We start from the raw sequence: 17,554 nt of genomic DNA on the forward strand, positions 1-17,554 counted from the left end.
CGTTCGGAGTTCCCCGCGGCCGAGTCCGCCTCAGCCGAGCCGCAGGGTCGTCCTGGCCAGTTCGTAGGCGGGGAGCATCGCCCGGTGCTCGTCGGTGTCGAGCCCGCCGAGGTGGACGATCACGATGCCCTTGGGGGCGGCGACGGCGAAGGCCCGTTCCTCCTTGGACTCCTCCATCAGCTCGTTGGTGACGGTGTACGTCACCTCGACCGCCGGAAGGGCGCCCGCCCGGGTCTCGTGGTAGGCGACCTTCGAGGTCTTCTTCTCGGCCTTGACGAAGGCTTCGAGCGTGGCCCGCGCGGGGCCCTCGGGCGCCGTCCAGACGCGCAGGTAGCCGATGTGACCGGCCGGCTTGCCGTCGGCCTCGCAGCGGACGACCGCCGGGCCCTGCCGGGTGAGCGCCGCGAACTCCGGGTTCTCCGGGTCGTCGATCGCCTCCGGCTCCCACTTCTCCGCCAGCGCGAACGAGACGGGCAGCGGGCAGACCGTCCCGGGCCCGCCCAGGGTGGCCGCCGCCTTCGCCGCCCCGGGCGTCCGCTCGGTGGCGGTCGCGCCGGGCGTGGCCGCGGACTTCGCCGCCGTCGCCGGGTCCGCGGAGCCCTGGGGCGTACCGCAGCCGGTCAGCAGCAGGCCGGCCGCCGCAAGGGCGACGGGGACCGCCGCGCGTATCGGAAGTGCTCTCTCTCGCATGGCGCCATGATGGCCGACCCGGAGGCGGGGGTTTCGCCCGGACGGGCGAACGCGCGGTGATCGTCGGACAATGTGAAGCGTGCCGAGGGGGGACCCCACAGCCCCACGGGAGGCAGGACATGACCCGCACCTTCAGGAGGATCGGCGCGCTCGGCGCGTGCACGGTCGCGGCCGTCGCCTTCGGCGCCGCCGCTGCCCCGGTCCAGGCCGACAACGGCGACGGGTTCGAGTTCACCCTCTACTCCAAGGAGGTCCCGGGCCCGGACAGCGACGAGAGCGCCCCGGCGCCCAAGGTCGGCCAGACCTTCACGTTCGCCGACGACCTCTACAAGGAGAAGAACGGCGACACGGTCGGCCGGGACGGCGTCACCTGCGCCGTCGTGCGCATCAGCGGGACCCAGGCCGACGTGAACTGCGTCGGCACCTTCATCCTGGACGGGGGACCGGGCGGACAGCTCACCGCCCAGGCCCTCACCACCTTCGACACCACGGAAGCGGCACCCGCCGCGTTCGACGTCGCCATCACCGGCGGCACGGGCGACTTCAAGGACGCCCGCGGTTACGTCCGTACGACTCCCGACGGCGATTTCGAGAAGATGGAGTTCCACATCAACACCCGCTAGCGGGCCGGACGTTCCCTAGGAGAGCTTGCCGCCGTAGTCCGGGAGCTTGAAGGTGCGCTCGGCGTGGCCGCCGACGAGGTCGGTGGTGTTGTTGCCGATGTTCGCGATGATCGTGTAGCCCTTGGCCTCGATCTCGGCGCGCTTCGCGGTCTTGTACGTACTGACCTCCGCGAACAGGTCGGGCAGGCTCCGCACGTACAGGCCGTCGACCGGGTAACCGGACTTCCGCAGGTTCCAGTCCGTCAGGGAGTGGATGATCCCCGGCCGCGCGGTCACGAAGAAGACCGCCACCCCGCGCGCGTGGGCGTCGCGGACGAGCTCGCGCACGTCCGCGATGGCCGGGGTCGGCAGCTCCCAGAACGGGTGGAAGTCCGTCTCCAGGGAGCTGTTGTCGATGTCGAGGACGATCGCCTGCTTCTGGCGGCCGGCGTCCTCGGCGCGCTCCTCGATGTACGGGCGGGCCTCGGCGACGACGGCCGCCACGTCCCGGCGCCAGGTGCCGTAGTCGACGTCCGCGAGGGCGGCGGCCGAGGTCACATGGGTGTCGGGGTCGGCCGCCGAGGCCGTCGGCGCGGTGCCGGCGACGAGCAGGGCGGTCAGGCCGAGGGTGGCGGCGGCGGTGGCTTTGGCGGAGGGCATGGGGGGCTCCCGAGGGGTCGACCGGCTCAGTGGTTGACATGCTCGCGACCCATACTGACCAGTAGGTGGCGAGAGGGCTACCGGTCGGTAGCGACTTTCTGAGCGGAGATCGACGAAGCCCCCCGACCCGAGGGGCCGAGGGGCGTCGCGAGAGCAGCGAGGGGTCAGCCGAGGCCGGGACCCCGCACCGGGATGTGCGTGAACGTCGGCTCAGGCGCCGGGTTCTGGAAGAAGTCGTTGCCCTTGTCGTCCACCACGATGAACGCCGGGAAGTCCTCGACCTCGATCTTCCAGACCGCCTCCATGCCGAGCTCCTCGTACTCGACGACCTCGACCTTCTTGATGCAGTCCTGCGCGAGACGCGCCGCCGGGCCGCCGATCGAGCCGAGGTAGAAGCCGCCGTGCGCGCCGCACGCCGCCGTGACCTGGCCGGAGCGGTTGCCCTTGGCCAGCATCACCTTCGAGCCGCCCGCCGCCTGGAACTGCTCGACGTACGAGTCCATGCGCCCGGCCGTCGTCGGACCGAAGGAACCGGAGGCGTACCCCTCGGGGGTCTTCGCCGGGCCCGCGTAGTAGACCGGGTGGTCCTTCAGGTACTGCGGCATCTCCTCGCCCGCGTCCAGGCGCTCCTTGATCTTGGCATGCGCGATGTCGCGCGCCACGACCAGCGGGCCGTTCAGCGAGAGCCGGGTCTTGACCGGGTACTTGGTCAGCTCGGCGAGGATGTCGTCCATCGGCTGGTTCAGGTCGATGGTGACGACGTCGGACTCCTCGGAGAGGTGCTCGTCCGTGGTCTCCGGCAGGAAGCGCGCCGGGTCGGTCTCCAGCTGCTCCAGGAAGACGCCCTCGGCGGTGATCTTCGCGACGGCCTGGCGGTCGGCCGAGCAGGACACGGCGATCGCGACGGGCAGCGAGGCGCCGTGACGCGGGAGACGGACCACGCGGACGTCGTGGCAGAAGTACTTGCCGCCGAACTGCGCGCCGATGCCGATCTTCTGCGTCAGCTCGAAGACCTTCTCCTCCAGCTCCTTGTCGCGGAAGCCGTGGCCCGTGACGGCGTCGCCCTCGGCGGGCAGCTCGTCCAGGTAGTGCGCGGAGGCGTACTTCGCGGTCTTGAGCGCGAACTCGGCGGACGTGCCGCCGACGACGATCGCCAGGTGGTACGGCGGGCAGGCCGCCGTGCCGAGCGAGCGGATCTTCTCCTCCAGGAACTTCATCATGGAGGCCTCGTTCAGGACGGCCTTCGTCTCCTGGTAGAGGAAGGACTTGTTGGCCGAGCCGCCGCCCTTGGCCATGAAGAGGAACTTGTACGCGCCGCCGTCGGTCGCGTACAGCTCGATCTGCGCGGGCAGGTTCGAGCCGGTGTTCTTCTCCTCCCACATGGTCACCGGGGCCATCTGCGAGTACCGCAGGTTCAGCTTGGTGTACGCGTCGTAGATGCCCTTGGACAGGGCCTCCTCGTCGCGGCCGGAGGTCAGCACGTTCTGGCCGCGCTTGCCCATGACGATCGCGGTGCCGGTGTCCTGGCACATCGGCAGGACGCCGGCGGCGGCGATGTTCGCGTTCTTCAGGAGGTCGAGCGCGACGAACTTGTCGTTGCTCGACGCCTCCGGGTCGTCGATGATCCGGCGCAGCTGGGCCAGGTGGTCCGGGCGCAGGAAGTGCTGGATGTCGTGGATCGCCTCGGCGGCCAGCTGACGCAGGGCCTCGGGCTCCACCTTGAGGAACGTACGGCCGTCGGCCTCGAAGGTGGAGACACCTTCGGAGGTCACCAGGCGGTAGGGCGTGGTGTCCTCTCCCAGGGGGAGCAGATCGGAGTACGCAAACTCTGGCATGACGGCGGCCATTCCTTCTTCGGCAGACAGCAGCGCGCCGCCTCCGTTGGCGGGCGCGCCCTCCAGCGTATGACGCGGGCGCCGCCCCGATCCTGTGAGGTAAGGCTCACTAGCCGGCGCGAACGCGCCTCGATGGAGTGTTCCCGGCGCGGCGCCGGGGTCTCCGGGGGGTGGGGTGACGGGGTGTCGGGCCAGGGTGGCCGGGGTCAGGGTGTCCCCTAGGGGATGGGACCCGGGTCTTTCCCCCTGGTCGCGATCTATCGCGTTTCGCTAGGCTGACTCCGTGGACCTCGAAAAGCAGCCCGAATCCGAGAAGCAGCCGCAGCCGCGGCCGGTCGCCCCCGCCGAGCCCGCGCCCGCGGAGACCGGTTTCGCCGATCCGCAGGGCTCGCTGCGGGCCTCGGACGCGGACCGGGACCGGATCGCTGACATCCTCAGGGACGCCCTGGCCGAGGGGCGGCTCGACCCCGAGGAGCACTCCGACCGGATCGACGCGGTCTACAAGGCCAAGACGGTCGGCGAACTGGAGCCGATCGTCCGCGACCTGCCGTCCGCCCGGACCCGCCAGGAGCCCGAGCCGGCCTACGCCTGGGCCGCCGACGACTCCGAGGGCACCCCGGAGAACCTCGTCGCGATCTTCTCCAGCACCACCCGCAAGGGCCGCTGGCGGGTCAGCCGCCGGACGAACGCCTTCGCCCTCTTCGGGAACATCGAGATCGACCTCACCGAGGCGATCTTCGCCCAGCGGCTCACCACCATCAACGCCACCTCGATCTTCGGCAACGTCGAGGTGCGCGTCCCGGAGAACATCAGCCTCCGCGGCAACGGCAGCGGCGTCTTCGGCAACTTCGAGGTCGTCACCCTGGAAGGCGTCGACCCGCAGGCCCCGGTCGTCGTCATCAACGGCTACTCGGTCTTCGGGAACGTCGAGGCCAGACCCAAGCGCGGCAAGTGGATCACCGACCTCCACGGCAAGCTCCGCAAGCACCTCGGCCACTGAGCCCCGGGGCCGCCCGGGCCGGCGTCCGGGCGTGACCGGAATCCGCCCACGGGTCACCGCAGAGCGGAACCGCGCGGCACGCAGTGCATAGGCGCGCGCACAGCGGGTAGGGCTGCTGCATCGCCGCTCGCTCGCGAAGCCGTCGTCAGGAGTAGACCGTGCTGCAACTGCCGCATCAGCCCCTCCAGGTCGCCGCCGTCCCCCCTCAGCGCACCCCCACGCGGGAGGACGAGGGAGGCCCCTGGCACGCGGAGGCGGTGTGCCGCCGGGACGAAGCCGGACTGTTCTTCGCCCCGTCCAAGGAGCCGACCGCCGCGCGGCTGGCCCGCGAGGAGGCGGCCAAGCGGGTCTGCGCGCGCTGTCCCGTCATGGTCGAGTGCCGCGAGCACGCCCTGCTCCAGCCGGAGCCGTACGGGGTGTGGGGCGGGCTCACCGCGGCCGAGCGCCGTGTCGTGCTGGCCCGGCGCCGGCGCCGCGAGGTGGAGCTGCGCAAGACGGCGGCGGCCGAGCGGATCGCCCAGGCGGGCTGACGGGAACCGCGGACGCGTCTCCGCGGGCCCGTACGGGAAGGGGCGCCCCCACCGCACATGGGGGCGCCCCTCTTCGTACCGTCACCGCGCGGGAGCGTTACTTCGCGCGGTCGAAGTCGATCTTGCTGTACGCGCGCAGCTTCGAGAGCCGGTGCGTGGAGTCGATCTGGCGGATCGTGCCGGACTTCGAGCGCATGACGAGCGACTGCGTGGTCGCCGTCTCGGCCCGGTAGCGCACGCCGCGCAGGATCTCGCCGTCGGTGATGCCGGTGGCGACGAAGAAGACGTTCTCGCCGGAGACCAGGTCGTTGGTGGAGAGCACCCGGTCCAGGTCGTGGCCGGCGTCCAGCGCCTTCTGGCGCTCCGCCTCGTCCTTCGGCCACAGCTTGCCCTGGATGACACCGCCCAGACACTTGATCGCGCAGGCGGAGATGATGCCCTCGGGGGTGCCGCCGATGCCCATCAGCATGTCGACGCCGGTGCCCTCGCGGACGGCCATGATCGAACCGGCGACGTCGCCGTCCGAGATGAACTTGATCCGGGCGCCGGTCTCGCGGATCTCCTTGACGATGCCCTCGTGGCGGGGGCGGTCCAGGATGACGACCGTGATGTCCTCGGGGGAGGAGTTCTTCGCCTTGGCGACCCGGCGGATGTTGACCGAGACGGGGGCGTTGATGTCGACGAAGTCGGCGGCCTCGGGGCCGGTGACCAGCTTGTCCATGTAGAAGACCGCGGACGGGTCGAACATGGTGCCGCGGTCGGCGGCGGCCAGGACGGCGATCGCGTTCGGCATGCCCTTGGCGTTGAGCGTGGTGCCGTCGATCGGGTCCACGGCGATGTCGACCTCGGCGCCGGTGCCGTCGCCGACCCGCTCGCCGTTGAAGAGCATCGGGGCTTCGTCCTTCTCGCCCTCGCCGATGACGACGACGCCGTTCATCGAGACGGTGGAGATCAGGGTCCGCATGGCGTTGACCGCCGCGCCGTCCGCGCCGATCTTGTCACCGCGGCCGACCCAGCGGCCCGCGGCCATGGCGGCGGCCTCGGTGACCCGGACCAGCTCAAGGGCCAGGTTGCGGTCGGGGGCCTCGGGGGAGACCTCGAGCTCGGGCGGCATTTGGTGCTGCTCGGTCATCGGAACGCACCTTTCTGTACGGCGACGGCCGGAAATAAGAGGGTGCTGCGACTCTATCGGTACGTCGACAAAATGAGCAGAGGGGCCCACGTATGAGCACGAGACCATGATGCGACCATGGGGGGCGTGGCAGGTATGCGAGGCAGGCAGACGGTACGCGGGATGATCCAGTCCCTCGGGGTGATCTTGGTCGCCGCGGGCGTGATGTATCTCTTCATCCCGCACGACGAGAAGGCCGAACCGGTCAAGGCGAAGGACTACCGGGTCGAGCTCCTCACGGCCCAGCGGGCGGCGCCCTATCCGGTGCTGGCCCCCGAGGGCCTCGGCGACGGGTGGAAGGCGACGGTCGTCTCGTACAAGCGCGAGAAGGCCAACGCGTGGCAGCTCGGTTTCCTCTCCCCGGACACCCAGTACGTGGCGATCCACCAGTCGACGGCGGCGCCGAACACCTATGTGCCGGACGTCACCCAGCGCGCCAAGAACACCGGGCGCACCGAGACGGTGGCCGGCCAGGTCTGGCAGCGCTGGGAGGGCCCGAAGTACGACGCGCTCGTCCGGACCGAGGGCGGCGCGACGACGGTCGTCACCGGCACCGCCTCCTTCGAGCGGCTGACCGAGATGGCGGGCGCCCTGCGCTCGAACAAGGTCTGAGCCGCACCCCCTCCCGCACGGCAAGCGACACGGCAAGCGAAAAGGCCCCGCACTCGGTGAGTGCGGGGCCTTCGACTGTCTGCGGCGAGGCTCAGACGGTGGTGATGACCTCGTCGTAGGAGAGGCGCGGGGAGCGCGGGAACCAGGCGTCCTCGCCCGGCTTGCCGATGTTGACGACCATCAGCGGGGTGTGGTCGTCGTCCAGGAACTCCTTCTGGACGCCGGCGAAGTCCAGGCCGGTCATCGGGCCGGCGGCCAGGCCGGCGGCACGGATGCCCACGATGAAGTACGCGGCCTGCAGGGCGGCGTTCAGCGTGGCCGAGCCCTCACGGACCGGACGCTCGGCGAAGAACACGTCCTTGGCCTGCGGGAAGTGCGGGAACAGGGCCGGGAGCTCCTCGTGGAACTCGTTGTCGGCCGACAGGATCGCGACGAGCGGGGCCGTGGCCGTCTTGGGCTGGTTGCCCTCGGCCATGTGCTTGACCAGGCGCTCGCGGGCCTCGGGGGAGCGGACCAGGGTGATGCGCAGCGGGGACTGGTTGAAGGCGGTCGGGCCGAACTTCACCAGGTCGTAGATCGCCTGGACCTGCTCGTCGGTCACCGGCTCGTCGGTGAACGTGTTGGCGGTGCGGGCCTCACGGAAGAGGAGGTCCTGGGCGGCGGGGTCAAGGGCGAGAGACATGCTGCGTACCTTCCGGACTGCAAGGGGAGTCGCTCGTGCGGAGTCCAAGCGATGCCTCGACAGTACGCCCAGAATTGGTGAAACTTCAACTAATCCATCCGGATAGTGATCCGCTTCACTTCATCGAGTCTACGGCAGCCCCTGCCCCGGACGGGCCCGTTCCGGACTACTCGTCCTCGTCACCGGCCTCCGCGCCCGCTTCCTCGGCCGCGCGCTCCGCCGCCAGCGAGGCGTCCAGCCGGGCCCGCGCCCCTTCGAGCCGCCGCCGGCACACCTTCGCCAGCTCCTCGCCACGCTCCCAGAGCGCGAGCGACTCCTCCAGGGTCGTTCCGCCCGCCTCAAGGCGCCGAACGACCTCGATCAGCTCGTCCCGCGCCTCCTCGTAGCCGAGCGCCGCCTCTTCCGTACCGGCTGCCATGTGTCCACCCTCCGTGTCGCTTGCCGTACTGGTACTGCTGCTTCTGTGTCGCTGCTTCGGTGCCGGCTCAGGCCGGGTCGGTCACGCGGCGCACCGCGAACTCGCCCTCGGCGACCCGGGCCCGCAGTTCCTCGCCCTCCGCGACCTCACCGGGCGAGCGGACCACCGCTCCGTCGGCGCGCTGGAGGACCGCGTACCCCCGCTCCAGCGTCGCGGCCGGCGACAGCGCCCTGACCCGGGCGCGCGTGTGCGACAGCTCGGAGTCCGCGCGGTCGAGGAGGTGCCCGAGCACCCGCCGGCTGCGGGCGAGGAGGGCGGCGATCTCGTCCTCGCGGACCTCGACCATGCGCTGCGGGTGCTCCATGACGGGCCGCGCGAGCGCGTGCGCGAGGCCGCGCTCCTCCCGGTCGAGCAGTCCCCGTACGGTCCGCAGCGCGCGGTCCCGCAGGCCCCGCACCCGCTCCAGCTCCTCCCCGACGTCCGGTACGACCTTCTTGGCCGCGTCCGTCGGCGTCGAGGCGCGCAGGTCCGCCACCAGGTCGAGCAGCGGGGAGTCCGGCTCGTGGCCGATCGCGGACACCACCGGCGTACGGCAGTCGGCCACCGCCCGCACCAGCCGCTCGTCCGAGAACGGCAGCAGGTCCTCGACGCTGCCGCCGCCCCGGGCGACGATGATCACGTCCACCCGCTCGTCCGCGTCGAGCTCCCGGACCGCCTCGATGACCTGCGGGACCGCCTTCACGCCCTGCACCGCGACGTTCCGCACCTCGAAGCTGACCGCCGGCCAGCGTCGCCGCGCGTTCTCCAGGACGTCCCGCTCCGCCGCCGACGCGCGGCCGCAGACCAGGCCGACGCGGTGCGGCAGGAACGGCAGCGGCCTCTTCCGGTCGAGCGCGAACAGGCCCTCGGCCGCCAGGCTCCGCTTCAGCTGCTCCAGCCGGGCGAGCAGTTCGCCGATCCCGACCGGCTTGATCTCCACGGCCCGCAGCGACAGCTGCCCGCGCGGCGCGTACCACTCGGGCTTCGCGTGCAGCACGACCCTGGCGCCCTCCGACACCACGTCCGCGACCGCGTCGAAGACCTTCCGGTAGCAGGTGACGCCGATCGAGATGTCGTGCGACGGATCGCGCAGCGTCAGGAACACGACCCCGGCGCCGGGCCGCCGCGACAGCTGCGTGATCTGCCCCTCGACCCAGATCGCCCCGAGCCGGTCGATCCACCCCCCGATCAGCCGCGAGACCTCACCGACGGGAAGCGGTGCTTCGGCGGACGTAGTCAGACCCATGGACCGAGCGTAACCGCGCGGTACGACAACGTCAGGACCGCGCGGAGCCCGCGCCCGCCCGGCGTCACGCGCGCGTGGAGGTCCTCGTGGCGCCCTGGACGGCCAGGACGGCGAGGCCGACGGCCAGCCAGACGGCGCCGACGATCTGGGCGGCGGTCGAGGCCTCGACGATGACGGCGATCAGGATCGCGGCGCCGACCAGGGGCACGACGACGTGCTTGAGCCAGTTCGGCGGCCCCTCCGAGCGGCGTACGGCGAACCAGCCCACCACGCTCGCGTGCAGCAGGACGAACGCGGTCAGCGCGCCGACGTCGACCACCGACACCAGGTGGTCGAGGCCGTCGTCCCGCCGGGCCGCCCACAGCGCCGCGATCATCGTCACCGTCGCCGCCACGAGCAGCGCCACCCGCGGCACACCCGAGTCCGTACGGGCGAGCACACCCGGCAGCCGCCGGTCGCGGCCCATCGCGAAGAGCAGCCGCCCGCCCGCCGCCTGCCCCGCCAGCGCCGCGAACGCCGCGCCGATCGCCTTCGAGACCGCCACCAGGTCGTGCAGCCACCCGCCGACGGACACGTCCACGGCGTCGTAGAACGCCGAACCCTGCTTCCCCGGATCGGCGGCGAGCTCCGCGGACGAGACCGGTTCGAGGAGCGCCACCAGCCACGACTGCGCCACGAACAGCAGCCCCGCGAGCGCCAGACAGAACAGCACCGCCCGCGCGACCTTCGCCGAGCCCCCCGTCACCTCCTCCGCGAACGAGGCGATCGCGTCGAAGCCCAGATACGACAGGACGGCCACCGACACCGCGCCGAGCACGGCGGCCGCCGAGAAGCCGGTGTCCCCGGTCAGCGGCGACCACCAGTCGCGCCGCGCCCCGTCCCGTACGAGCACCACGACCGCCGACACGACGAACACGAGCAGGACCGCGATCTCCATGGCGAGCACCGCGAAGCCGACCCGGGCCGCCGCCCGTACGCCCCACAGGTTCAGGAGGGTGGTGACGACCACCGCGATCCCGGTCCACACCCACCGGTCCACCTCCGGGACCAGCGCCTCCATCGCGATGCCCGCGAAGAGATAGGCGACCGCCGGGATCAGCAGGTAGTCCAGCATCGCCATCCACCCGGCGATGAACCCCGGTCCTTCCCCGAGCCCCTTGCGGGCGTAGGTGAAGACCGAACCGGCCTGCGGGGCGACCCGGACCATCTGGGCGTAGCTGAACGCCGTGAACGCCATGGCCACCGTCGCCACGAGGTACACCAGTGCGACCGCGCCCTCCGACTTCGCGTCGAGCGTGCCGAAGACGCCCACCGGGGCCATCGGGGCGATGAAGAGCAACCCGTAGACCACCAGGTCACGGAACCCGAGATTCCGTCGAAGACCGGTGTGTTCCCCGTCCGCCGCCACCTGCGTTTCCTCGGCCATGGCCACAGTTTCGGCCACCACGCCGATCAAAGCGCTCACCGACGCGGCCTTACGATGGGACGCATGACTGCAACGCCCGCGACGAACCGCCCGAAGCGTGTCCTGCTCGCCGCACCCCGTGGCTACTGCGCGGGCGTCGACCGTGCCGTGATCGCCGTGGAGAAGGCCCTGGAGCAGTACGGGGCCCCGATCTACGTGCGCCACGAGATCGTCCACAACAAGTACGTCGTCCAGACCCTGGAGCGTAAGGGCGCGATCTTCGTCGACCAGGCGACCGAGGTCCCGCCGGGCAACATCGTGATGTTCTCCGCGCACGGCGTCGCCCCCACCGTCCACGAGGAGGCCCGCCAGGGCCGCCTCGCGACCATCGACGCGACCTGCCCCCTGGTCACCAAGGTCCACAAGGAAGCCGTCCGCTTCGCCAACGACGACTTCGACATCCTCCTCATCGGCCACGAGGGCCACGAGGAGGTCATCGGCACCTCCGGCGAGGCCCCCGACCACATCCAGCTGGTCGACGGCCCCGGCGACGTCGCCAAGATCGAGGTCCGCGACCCCTCCCGGGTCGTCTGGCTCTCCCAGACCACCCTCTCGGTCGACGAGACCATGGAGACGGTCGACGCGCTCAAGGAGAAGTTCCCGCAGCTGATCTCCCCGCCGTCCGACGACATCTGCTACGCCACCCAGAACCGCCAGACCGCCATCAAGGAGCTCGCCGGCCAGGCCGAGCTCGTGATCGTCGTCGGCTCCAAGAACTCCTCGAACTCGATCCGCATGGTCGAGGTCGCCAAGCAGGCCGGCGTCCCCGCCGCGTACCTCGTCGACTTCGCCAGCGAGATCGACGAGGCCTGGCTCGAAGGCGTCACCAGCGTCGGCCTCTCCTCCGGCGCCTCGGTCCCGGACGTCCTCGTCCAGGAGGTCCTGGAGTGGCTCTCCGAGCGCGGCTACGCGGACGTCGAGATCGTCAAGACCGCCGACGAGTCCCTGACCTTCTCGCTGCCCAAGGAGCTCCGCAACAAGGACCTCCGCGCCGAGGCGGAGAAGCTCGCCGCCGCCGCTCCCGTCAAGGAGTAGCGAAGCCCCCGAGCCCTTACCGTGGGTCCATGAACGTCTTCGGAGTGGACATCGGCGGCTCGGGCATCAAAGGCGCCCCCGTGGATCTGGAGCGCGGCACCCTCGCCGCGGAGCGCCACAAGGTCCTGACCCCACAGCCCGCCACACCCGACGGTGTGGCGGGCTGTGTCGCGGAGGTCGTGGCGAACTTCGGCTGGACCGGCCCGGTGGGCGTCACCTTCCCCGGCGTCGTGACCGGCTCCACCGTCCGCACCGCCGCCAACGTCGACAAGTCCTGGATCGACGTCGACGCCGGCGCCCTCCTCCGCGACCGCCTCGGCGGCCTCCCCGTCACCGTCCTCAACGACGCCGACGCCGCCGGCGTCGCCGAGATGACCTTCGGCGCCGGCCGCGGCCGCAAGGGCACCGTCATCCTCCTCACCCTCGGCACCGGCATCGGCTCCGCCGTCTTCACCGACGGTCACCTCGTCCCCAACACCGAACTCGGCCACCTCGAACTCAAGGGCCACGACGCCGAGACCCGCGCCTCCACCAAGGCCCGCGAGGACGAAGGCCTCAGCTGGGAGCACTGGGCCACCCGCCGCCTCCGCAGGTACCTCGCCCACGTCGAGATGCTCTTCTCCCCCGAGCTCTTCATCATCGGCGGCGGCGTCAGCCGCAAAGCCGACAAGTTCCTCCCGCTCATCGACGGCATCCGCGCCGAGATCCTCCCCGCCGAACTCCAGAACAACGCCGGCATCGTCGGCGCGGCGATGGCGGCGCGGGGGTAGGGAACCGGCCCTCTACGCGAAGGGGCGGGGCGTCACGCGACGGGGCGGCGGCGGGGGCCGCGGGCCGGGTCGGGGGCTCCGGCGCCTCCCGCGGGGGCGCGGGACGGGCGCTGGTGGCGGCGGCCCATCTCGCGGACCTTGCGGAAGCTGGCGATGAGGCCGGCGACGAGGGTGCCGCCGTAGAGCCAGCCCGCGTGGACCGCGAGCGCGGTGACGACGGCCATGGCCTGCCCGCCGAGCCCACCCGTACCGCCCGCGATGGGCACGACGCCGACGGCGAAGGCGATGGGGACGCCGATCGGGGCCGTGACGAGGTCGGCGGTACGGACCCAGAGCGCGGTCAGGGCGCTGACCGGCAGGAACAGCAGCCCGTAGACGACCGGCGAGCCGTCGAGGAGCAGCAGGTCGAGGAAGCCGAGCGTCAGCATGACGGCGGAGGCGAAGAGCCCGGCGCCGAGCCCGGTCAGGCGCGGCGAGGGCAGCCGGCGCAGGGCGAGGACGACGGGCGGCACGGGCCGGGCGCCCGCCGGCCGGCCGGGACCGCGTCCGGGTACGGCGGCGGCGCCCGCCACCCCCGCGGCCATGGCCCGTTCCACCCGGGCGCCGCCGGGGGCCCGCCCGGACCTGCCGGTCACCCGGTAGACGGCCGCGCCCTCGACGAGCGCGGGAGGCGGCGTGACGGGGGTTTGCGGCCGTCGGCGGCCTTGCGGCTGACTTGTCCTGTGCTGCTCCACACCACCAACGTAGGTCGGAAAGGGCCGGGAACCGGGTCCGGGACACGCCCTTTGGGTGACGTTGCGCCCGAGATCGACCGAAGGTCGGCGTCACTGGCCGGTTCTCCCCGCCCGTAAACTGGGGGATCGGCCCCCCGTCCACACTTCAGGAAGTCGCCACCGTGTCGCTCACGATCGGAATCGTCGGTCTGCCGAATGTCGGCAAGTCGACCCTGTTCAACGCCCTGACCAAGAACGACGTGCTGGCGGCCAACTACCCGTTCGCCACGATCGAGCCCAACGTCGGCGTCGTCGGCGTCCCCGACGCCCGCCTGACCAAGCTCGCGGAGATCTTCGGCTCCCAGCGGATCCTCCCGGCCACCGTCGACTTCGTCGACATCGCGGGCATCGTCCGCGGCGCCAGCGAGGGCGAGGGCCTCGGCAACAAGTTCCTCGCGAACATCCGCGAGTCGGACGCGATCTGCCAGGTCATCCGCGCCTTCAAGGACGAGAACGTCGTCCACGTCGACGGCAAGGTCTCGCCGAAGGACGACATCGAGACGATCAACACCGAGCTGATCCTCGCGGACCTCCAGACGATCGAGAAGGTCCTGCCGCGCCTCCAGAAGGAGATGCGGATCAAGAAGGACACCGCGCCGAAGGTCGCCGCCGTCGAGGCCGCCCAGGCGATCCTGGAGAAGGGCGACACCCTCTTCTCGCAGGGCATCGTCCAGGGCTCGGAGAAGGCGGAGCTCCTCCACGACCTCCACCTCCTCACCACCAAGCCCTTCCTCTACGTCTTCAACGTCGACGAGGACGAGCTCACCGACGACGCCTTCAAGGCCGAGCAGAGCGCCCTCGTCGCCCCCGCCGAGGCCATCTTCCTCAACGCCAAGCTGGAGCAGGACCTCGCCGAGCTCGACGAGGAGGACGCCATGGAGCTCCTCCAGTCCGTCGGCGCCGAGGAGCCCGGCCTCGCCACCCTCGCCCGCGTCGGCTTCGCCACCCTCGGCCTCCAGACCTACCTGACGGCCGGCCCCAAGGAATCCCGCGCCTGGACCATCAAGCAGGGCGCCACCGCCCCCGAGGCCGCCGGTGTCATCCACACCGACTTCCAGAAGGGCTTCATCAAGGCCGAGGTCATCTCCTTCGCCGACCTCGTCGCCACCGGCTCCGTCGCCGACGCCCGCTCCGCCGGCAAGGCCCGCATGGAGGGCAAGGAATACGTCATGCAGGACGGCGACGTGGTGGAGTTCCGCTTCAACGTCTAGTCGTGCGCACACTGCACGTGAGGCGTCGAGTCGAACGTGCACGTCAGAAGGGGTCGGGCTCTGTCGAGTCCGACCCCTTCGTCGTCACCGTGCTGGATGGGTGCCGGATGTTCTGATGTGGGGTCAGCGGAGATCAGGTCTCGTAAACGGTGGACCGGTGTTCCACGTGAACGACCCAGATCACCAGCTCTCCGTTGTCGATCGTGTAGACGACGCGGTAGTCGCCGACGCGCAGGCGGCGACGTTCGGGCTGGGACACGAGCGCCGTGGTGTTGAAGCCGAGCGGGTCGGTCTCCAGCTCGGTCAGCTTGGCCAGGATGCGCAGCGCCATGTCACGGGGGATCTTCCGAAGTTCGGCCTGCGCCTCGGGGCGGAAGACGGTTCGGTACTCATTCACCGCGCGCCAGCGTCTCCCTCATGACGTCCTCGATGGGGATACCGGGCGCCGGGTTGGCCATGCGCTCGTCGATGATGCGATTGATCTCGCGCTCTTCCCACTCCTGGTACTTGCGCAACACCTCGATGGAGACGACGGCGGCGACTTCCTTGCCTCGGCGTGTGATCACCGTGGGCACGTCGTCGCGGTCGGCGCGCTCCACGACCTCGGCGAGGTGGGCTCGCACGTCTCGGATGGACTCTACGGGTAGAGGCTGCGTCATGCGCTCAAGAGTACCGAGTGTCGCATGTGTACACAACGCGGCCGCTGACTCGGTGGGGCGGGTCGGGCGGCCTTTGTCGTGGGTGCGCGGTGCGGTCAGGCCGTAGGGGTGGTGCCCTGGGCCTCGGTGGCGAGGTCGTGCCAGTCGGACCAGGTCTTGAGGCGGTCGGCGTAGAGCTGGGGGAGCATGGTGTTGCCCTGGGTGCCGAAGAAGACGCGGAGTGGGGGGTTGTCGGAGTCGACGAGCTTGAGGAGGGCGGCGCCGGCGGCGGAGGGGGTGCCGAGGTCGAGGGTTTGCATGAAGGCGCCGAGGGCTGCGCGGACGTCGTCGTAGACGGGGATCGGGTCGGAGGAGACGGCGGAGGAGCCGGCCCAGTCGGTGGCGTAGGCGCCGGGCTCGACGAGGGTGACCTTGATCCCGAGGGCGGAGACTTCCTGGGCGAGGGACTCGCTCAGGCCCTCGAGGGCCCACTTGGAGGCGTGGTAGCCGCCGACCAGGGGCCAGGAGGCGACGCCGCCGGTGGAGGAGATCTGGACGATGTGGCCGCTGCCCTGCTCGCGGAGGTAGGGGAGGGCGGCCTGGGTGACCCAGAGGGCGCCGAAGAGGTTGGTCTCCAGCTGGTCGCGGAGGGCTTCTTCGGTCAGTTCCTCGACGGCGCCGAACAGGCCGTAGCCGGCGTTGTTCACGATGACGTCGAGGCGGCCGAAGTGGTCGTGGGCCCGCGTGACGCTCTTGTGGACCGCGGCCTTGTCGGTGACGTCCAGGTCGAGGGCGAGGACGGAGTCCCCGTACCGGTCGACCAGGTCGGACAAGGTGTCGGGGTTGCGGGCGGTGGCGGCGACCTTGTCCCCGCGGGACAGGGCGGCCTCGACGAACTGGCGGCCGAAGCCGCGGGAGGAGCCGGTGACGAACCAGACCTTGCTCATGGTGTTCTCCATGGTGGTGGGTGGTGGGTGTGGGGATTCGGTGTGTCGCTCCCTCACGGCATTGACTCTAGGGAGGCCAGATGGGTCACTCCATGGCAAGGACTATCGGAGTTCTTGCTCTTTCCTCTCGATGGGAGAGAGGAAGTGAGGGGGTAGGGTCCTGGGTATGGATGTGCTGGGGGACGTGCTGGCGGCCACCGGGTTCAAAGGGGTGCTGCTCGCGCAGCTCCGTGCCCGTGGCGGGGAGTGGGGCTGTGGCCTGGAGCGGTTGGGTACGGCCGGGTTCCATCTGATCGCTGAGGGGACCTGTTGGCTGCGGGTGGCCGAGGGGCCGCCACGTCAGTTGGTGGCGGGGGATGTCGTCCTGCTCCCGCTGGGCGAGCCGCACCATCTGGCCGGCAGCCCGGAGCAGGCGGCCGTGCCGTACGCGGAGCTGGAGGCCGCGCATCCGGTCGGGCGCGACGGAGTTCTGGACCTCGGCGGTCAGGGTCCTGTCGTACGTATCGTGTGCGGCAAGTTCGACTATGACGATGACGCCTCGCGGCATCCGGTGCTGTCGGCTCTGCCCGCGGTGATCCATGTCCCGGGGATGAGCGCCGATCCCGAACTCCAGGGAATCGTCCGGCTTCTGGCCCTGGAGAGCACGCGGGAGCGGCCCGGGTCGCGGGCCGTCGCGGCTCGTCTGACCGACGTCCTGTTCGTCCAGGTCATCCGCGCCTGGCTCGACAGCGCGGGCACCGAGGCGCACTCCGGACCGCGGTCCTGGCTGACGGCGCTGCGGGATCCGCGTATCGGCGCCGCGCTCTCCCTCATGCACGAGGCGCCGCAGCGGCCTTGGACCGTGGAGTCCCTCGCGCGCGACGTGGCGATGTCCCGCCCGGCCTTCGCCCGGCAGTTCAAGCAGCTGGTGGGCGTCTCGCCGCTGGCCTACCTCTCCCGCGTGCGGATCGCCCTGGCGTCGCGGCTGCTGCGCGACACCGGCCGGCTGGTCTCCGACATCGGCGAGGCGGTCGGCTACACGTCGGAGTTCACGTTCTCCCGGGCCTTCGCGCGCGAGCGCGGCCTGCCTCCCGGTCGCTACCGGAGAGAGGCGCTCGCACAGCCCGAGGGCACCTGATCCGACCGGTCCAGGTGGCCGCGTCGTAGGACGGGAAGCGACCGGATGCGACCGGAAGTGACCGGAAGCGTCCGGCGCTTCAGTGGTTCCTTCCGCCTCGGGGCGTGTCCGGT

Annotated in this window: 20 protein-coding genes; 8 read left to right on the top strand and 12 right to left on the bottom strand. The window is 70.9% G+C overall.

Annotated features, from left to right (window positions below; translation table 11 throughout):
* Positions 1-30: 30 nt before the first annotated feature.
* Entirely contained in the window at positions 31-690 is a 660-nt protein-coding gene (locus tag ACZ7G1_RS09700) for a lipoprotein (protein ID WP_470872728.1), read from the bottom strand.
* Between the two features lie 119 nt (positions 691-809).
* Here ACZ7G1_RS09700 and ACZ7G1_RS09705 point away from each other — a divergent pair, with 119 nt between their 5' ends.
* Positions 810-1,313: an allene oxide cyclase barrel-like domain-containing protein gene (locus tag ACZ7G1_RS09705; RefSeq protein WP_470872726.1), complete on the top strand. Its 504-nt coding sequence runs from the start codon at positions 810-812 to the stop codon at positions 1,311-1,313.
* A gap of 15 nt (positions 1,314-1,328) precedes the next feature.
* Here the strand turns inward: ACZ7G1_RS09705 and ACZ7G1_RS09710 are convergent, their stop codons facing one another.
* Together ACZ7G1_RS09710 and ACZ7G1_RS09715 are read right to left on the bottom strand one after the other, a co-directional pair.
* Positions 1,329-1,952: an HAD family acid phosphatase gene (locus ACZ7G1_RS09710; RefSeq protein WP_470872724.1), complete on the bottom strand. Its 624-nt coding sequence runs from the start codon at positions 1,950-1,952 to the stop codon at positions 1,329-1,331.
* Between the two features lie 164 nt (positions 1,953-2,116).
* Complete coding sequence (locus ACZ7G1_RS09715; protein ID WP_470872722.1) at positions 2,117-3,787, bottom strand: fumarate hydratase; 1,671 nt, start codon at positions 3,785-3,787, stop codon at positions 2,117-2,119.
* A 283-nt stretch (positions 3,788-4,070) separates the two neighbouring features.
* Here ACZ7G1_RS09715 and ACZ7G1_RS09720 point away from each other — a divergent pair, with 283 nt between their 5' ends.
* Complete coding sequence (locus ACZ7G1_RS09720) at positions 4,071-4,787, top strand: DUF1707 SHOCT-like domain-containing protein (RefSeq protein WP_470872720.1); 717 nt, start codon at positions 4,071-4,073, stop codon at positions 4,785-4,787.
* A 158-nt stretch (positions 4,788-4,945) separates the two neighbouring features.
* Positions 4,946-5,317, top strand: a complete 372-nt coding sequence (locus tag ACZ7G1_RS09725) for a WhiB family transcriptional regulator (protein WP_470872718.1) — start codon at positions 4,946-4,948, stop codon at positions 5,315-5,317.
* A 97-nt stretch (positions 5,318-5,414) separates the two neighbouring features.
* Here ACZ7G1_RS09725 and glpX read toward each other — a convergent pair whose 3' ends face one another.
* Positions 5,415-6,449, bottom strand: coding sequence for a class II fructose-bisphosphatase (glpX, locus tag ACZ7G1_RS09730; protein ID WP_470872717.1), 1,035 nt, complete (start codon positions 6,447-6,449; stop codon positions 5,415-5,417).
* 117 nt (positions 6,450-6,566) lie between these two features.
* Here glpX and ACZ7G1_RS09735 point away from each other — a divergent pair, with 117 nt between their 5' ends.
* The gene (locus ACZ7G1_RS09735; RefSeq protein WP_470872716.1) at positions 6,567-7,100 is read left to right on the top strand and encodes a DUF4245 domain-containing protein; all 534 of its coding nucleotides are present in this window, start codon (positions 6,567-6,569) and stop codon (positions 7,098-7,100) included.
* Positions 7,101-7,191: 91 nt separating this feature from the next.
* On the opposite strand, the gene ACZ7G1_RS09740 is transcribed toward ACZ7G1_RS09735, so the two are convergent.
* From ACZ7G1_RS09740 to ACZ7G1_RS09755, 4 genes are all read right to left on the bottom strand, one after another.
* Positions 7,192-7,782, bottom strand: a complete 591-nt coding sequence (locus ACZ7G1_RS09740; protein ID WP_470872714.1) for a malonic semialdehyde reductase — start codon at positions 7,780-7,782, stop codon at positions 7,192-7,194.
* Between the two features lie 166 nt (positions 7,783-7,948).
* Positions 7,949-8,200 carry an exodeoxyribonuclease VII small subunit gene (locus ACZ7G1_RS09745; protein WP_470872712.1) on the bottom strand — a complete coding sequence of 84 codons (252 nt, stop codon included), beginning with the start codon at positions 8,198-8,200 and terminating at the stop codon, positions 7,949-7,951.
* Between the two features lie 67 nt (positions 8,201-8,267).
* Positions 8,268-9,485 carry an exodeoxyribonuclease VII large subunit gene (gene xseA, locus ACZ7G1_RS09750; protein ID WP_470872710.1) on the bottom strand — a complete coding sequence of 406 codons (1,218 nt, stop codon included), beginning with the start codon at positions 9,483-9,485 and terminating at the stop codon, positions 8,268-8,270.
* 64 nt (positions 9,486-9,549) lie between these two features.
* On the bottom strand, positions 9,550-10,911 hold the full coding sequence (locus tag ACZ7G1_RS09755) for an APC family permease (RefSeq protein WP_470872708.1): 1,362 nt from the start codon (positions 10,909-10,911) through the stop codon (positions 9,550-9,552).
* 54 nt (positions 10,912-10,965) lie between these two features.
* Between ACZ7G1_RS09755 and ACZ7G1_RS09760 the strand changes: the two genes are divergently transcribed.
* Together ACZ7G1_RS09760 and ppgK are read left to right on the top strand one after the other, a co-directional pair.
* Complete coding sequence (locus ACZ7G1_RS09760; RefSeq protein ID WP_470872706.1) at positions 10,966-11,985, top strand: 4-hydroxy-3-methylbut-2-enyl diphosphate reductase; 1,020 nt, start codon at positions 10,966-10,968, stop codon at positions 11,983-11,985.
* A 29-nt stretch (positions 11,986-12,014) separates the two neighbouring features.
* On the top strand, positions 12,015-12,755 hold the full coding sequence (gene ppgK, locus ACZ7G1_RS09765; protein ID WP_470872704.1) for a polyphosphate--glucose phosphotransferase: 741 nt from the start codon (positions 12,015-12,017) through the stop codon (positions 12,753-12,755).
* Between the two features lie 32 nt (positions 12,756-12,787).
* On the opposite strand, the gene ACZ7G1_RS09770 is transcribed toward ppgK, so the two are convergent.
* Positions 12,788-13,489 carry a DUF6542 domain-containing protein gene (locus ACZ7G1_RS09770; RefSeq protein WP_470872703.1) on the bottom strand — a complete coding sequence of 234 codons (702 nt, stop codon included), beginning with the start codon at positions 13,487-13,489 and terminating at the stop codon, positions 12,788-12,790.
* A 161-nt stretch (positions 13,490-13,650) separates the two neighbouring features.
* Between ACZ7G1_RS09770 and ychF the strand changes: the two genes are divergently transcribed.
* A complete protein-coding gene (ychF, locus tag ACZ7G1_RS09775) occupies positions 13,651-14,739 on the top strand; it encodes a redox-regulated ATPase YchF (protein ID WP_470872702.1) in 1,089 nt (362 codons plus the stop codon).
* 133 nt (positions 14,740-14,872) lie between these two features.
* Here ychF and ACZ7G1_RS09780 read toward each other — a convergent pair whose 3' ends face one another.
* The 3 genes from ACZ7G1_RS09780 to ACZ7G1_RS09790 all read right to left on the bottom strand — a co-directional run bounded on the left by ACZ7G1_RS09780 (position 14,873) and on the right by ACZ7G1_RS09790 (position 16,324).
* Positions 14,873-15,136 carry a type II toxin-antitoxin system RelE family toxin gene (locus tag ACZ7G1_RS09780; RefSeq protein ID WP_470872700.1) on the bottom strand — a complete coding sequence of 88 codons (264 nt, stop codon included), beginning with the start codon at positions 15,134-15,136 and terminating at the stop codon, positions 14,873-14,875.
* A complete protein-coding gene (locus ACZ7G1_RS09785; protein WP_465709588.1) occupies positions 15,129-15,398 on the bottom strand; it encodes a type II toxin-antitoxin system Phd/YefM family antitoxin in 270 nt (89 codons plus the stop codon). Before ACZ7G1_RS09785 ends, ACZ7G1_RS09780 begins: the two co-directional genes overlap by 8 nt.
* 95 nt (positions 15,399-15,493) lie before the next feature.
* Positions 15,494-16,324, bottom strand: coding sequence for an SDR family oxidoreductase (locus tag ACZ7G1_RS09790; RefSeq protein WP_470872699.1), 831 nt, complete (start codon positions 16,322-16,324; stop codon positions 15,494-15,496).
* Positions 16,325-16,490: 166 nt separating this feature from the next.
* On the opposite strand from ACZ7G1_RS09790, the gene ACZ7G1_RS09795 reads away from it, so the two are divergent.
* On the top strand, positions 16,491-17,441 hold the full coding sequence (locus ACZ7G1_RS09795) for an AraC family transcriptional regulator (protein WP_470872697.1): 951 nt from the start codon (positions 16,491-16,493) through the stop codon (positions 17,439-17,441).
* The last annotated feature ends 113 nt before the right edge of the window (positions 17,442-17,554 follow it).

It is taken from the genome of Streptomyces sp. NPDC037273, assembly GCF_055603625.1.

Bases quoted from the DNA above. Each gene is read 5' to 3' on its own strand.
- ACZ7G1_RS09700 (WP_470872728.1), bottom strand. From the start codon at position 690: ATGCGAGAGAGAGCACTTCCGATACGCGCGGCGGTCCCCGTCGCCCTT.
- ACZ7G1_RS09705 (WP_470872726.1), top strand. From the start codon at position 810: ATGACCCGCACCTTCAGGAGGATCGGCGCGCTCGGCGCGTGCACGGTC.
- ACZ7G1_RS09710 (WP_470872724.1), bottom strand. From the start codon at position 1,952: ATGCCCTCCGCCAAAGCCACCGCCGCCGCCACCCTCGGCCTGACCGCC.
- ACZ7G1_RS09715 (WP_470872722.1), bottom strand. From the start codon at position 3,787: ATGCCAGAGTTTGCGTACTCCGATCTGCTCCCCCTGGGAGAGGACACC.
- glpX (WP_470872717.1), bottom strand. From the start codon at position 6,449: ATGACCGAGCAGCACCAAATGCCGCCCGAGCTCGAGGTCTCCCCCGAG.
- ACZ7G1_RS09735 (WP_470872716.1), top strand. From the start codon at position 6,567: ATGGGGGGCGTGGCAGGTATGCGAGGCAGGCAGACGGTACGCGGGATG.
- ACZ7G1_RS09740 (WP_470872714.1), bottom strand. From the start codon at position 7,782: ATGTCTCTCGCCCTTGACCCCGCCGCCCAGGACCTCCTCTTCCGTGAG.
- ACZ7G1_RS09745 (WP_470872712.1), bottom strand. From the start codon at position 8,200: ATGGCAGCCGGTACGGAAGAGGCGGCGCTCGGCTACGAGGAGGCGCGG.
- xseA (WP_470872710.1), bottom strand. From the start codon at position 9,485: ATGGGTCTGACTACGTCCGCCGAAGCACCGCTTCCCGTCGGTGAGGTC.
- ACZ7G1_RS09755 (WP_470872708.1), bottom strand. From the start codon at position 10,911: ATGGCCGAGGAAACGCAGGTGGCGGCGGACGGGGAACACACCGGTCTT.
- ACZ7G1_RS09760 (WP_470872706.1), top strand. From the start codon at position 10,966: ATGGGACGCATGACTGCAACGCCCGCGACGAACCGCCCGAAGCGTGTC.
- ppgK (WP_470872704.1), top strand. From the start codon at position 12,015: ATGAACGTCTTCGGAGTGGACATCGGCGGCTCGGGCATCAAAGGCGCC.
- ACZ7G1_RS09785 (WP_465709588.1), bottom strand. From the start codon at position 15,398: ATGACGCAGCCTCTACCCGTAGAGTCCATCCGAGACGTGCGAGCCCAC.
- ACZ7G1_RS09790 (WP_470872699.1), bottom strand. From the start codon at position 16,324: ATGAGCAAGGTCTGGTTCGTCACCGGCTCCTCCCGCGGCTTCGGCCGC.
- ACZ7G1_RS09795 (WP_470872697.1), top strand. From the start codon at position 16,491: ATGGATGTGCTGGGGGACGTGCTGGCGGCCACCGGGTTCAAAGGGGTG.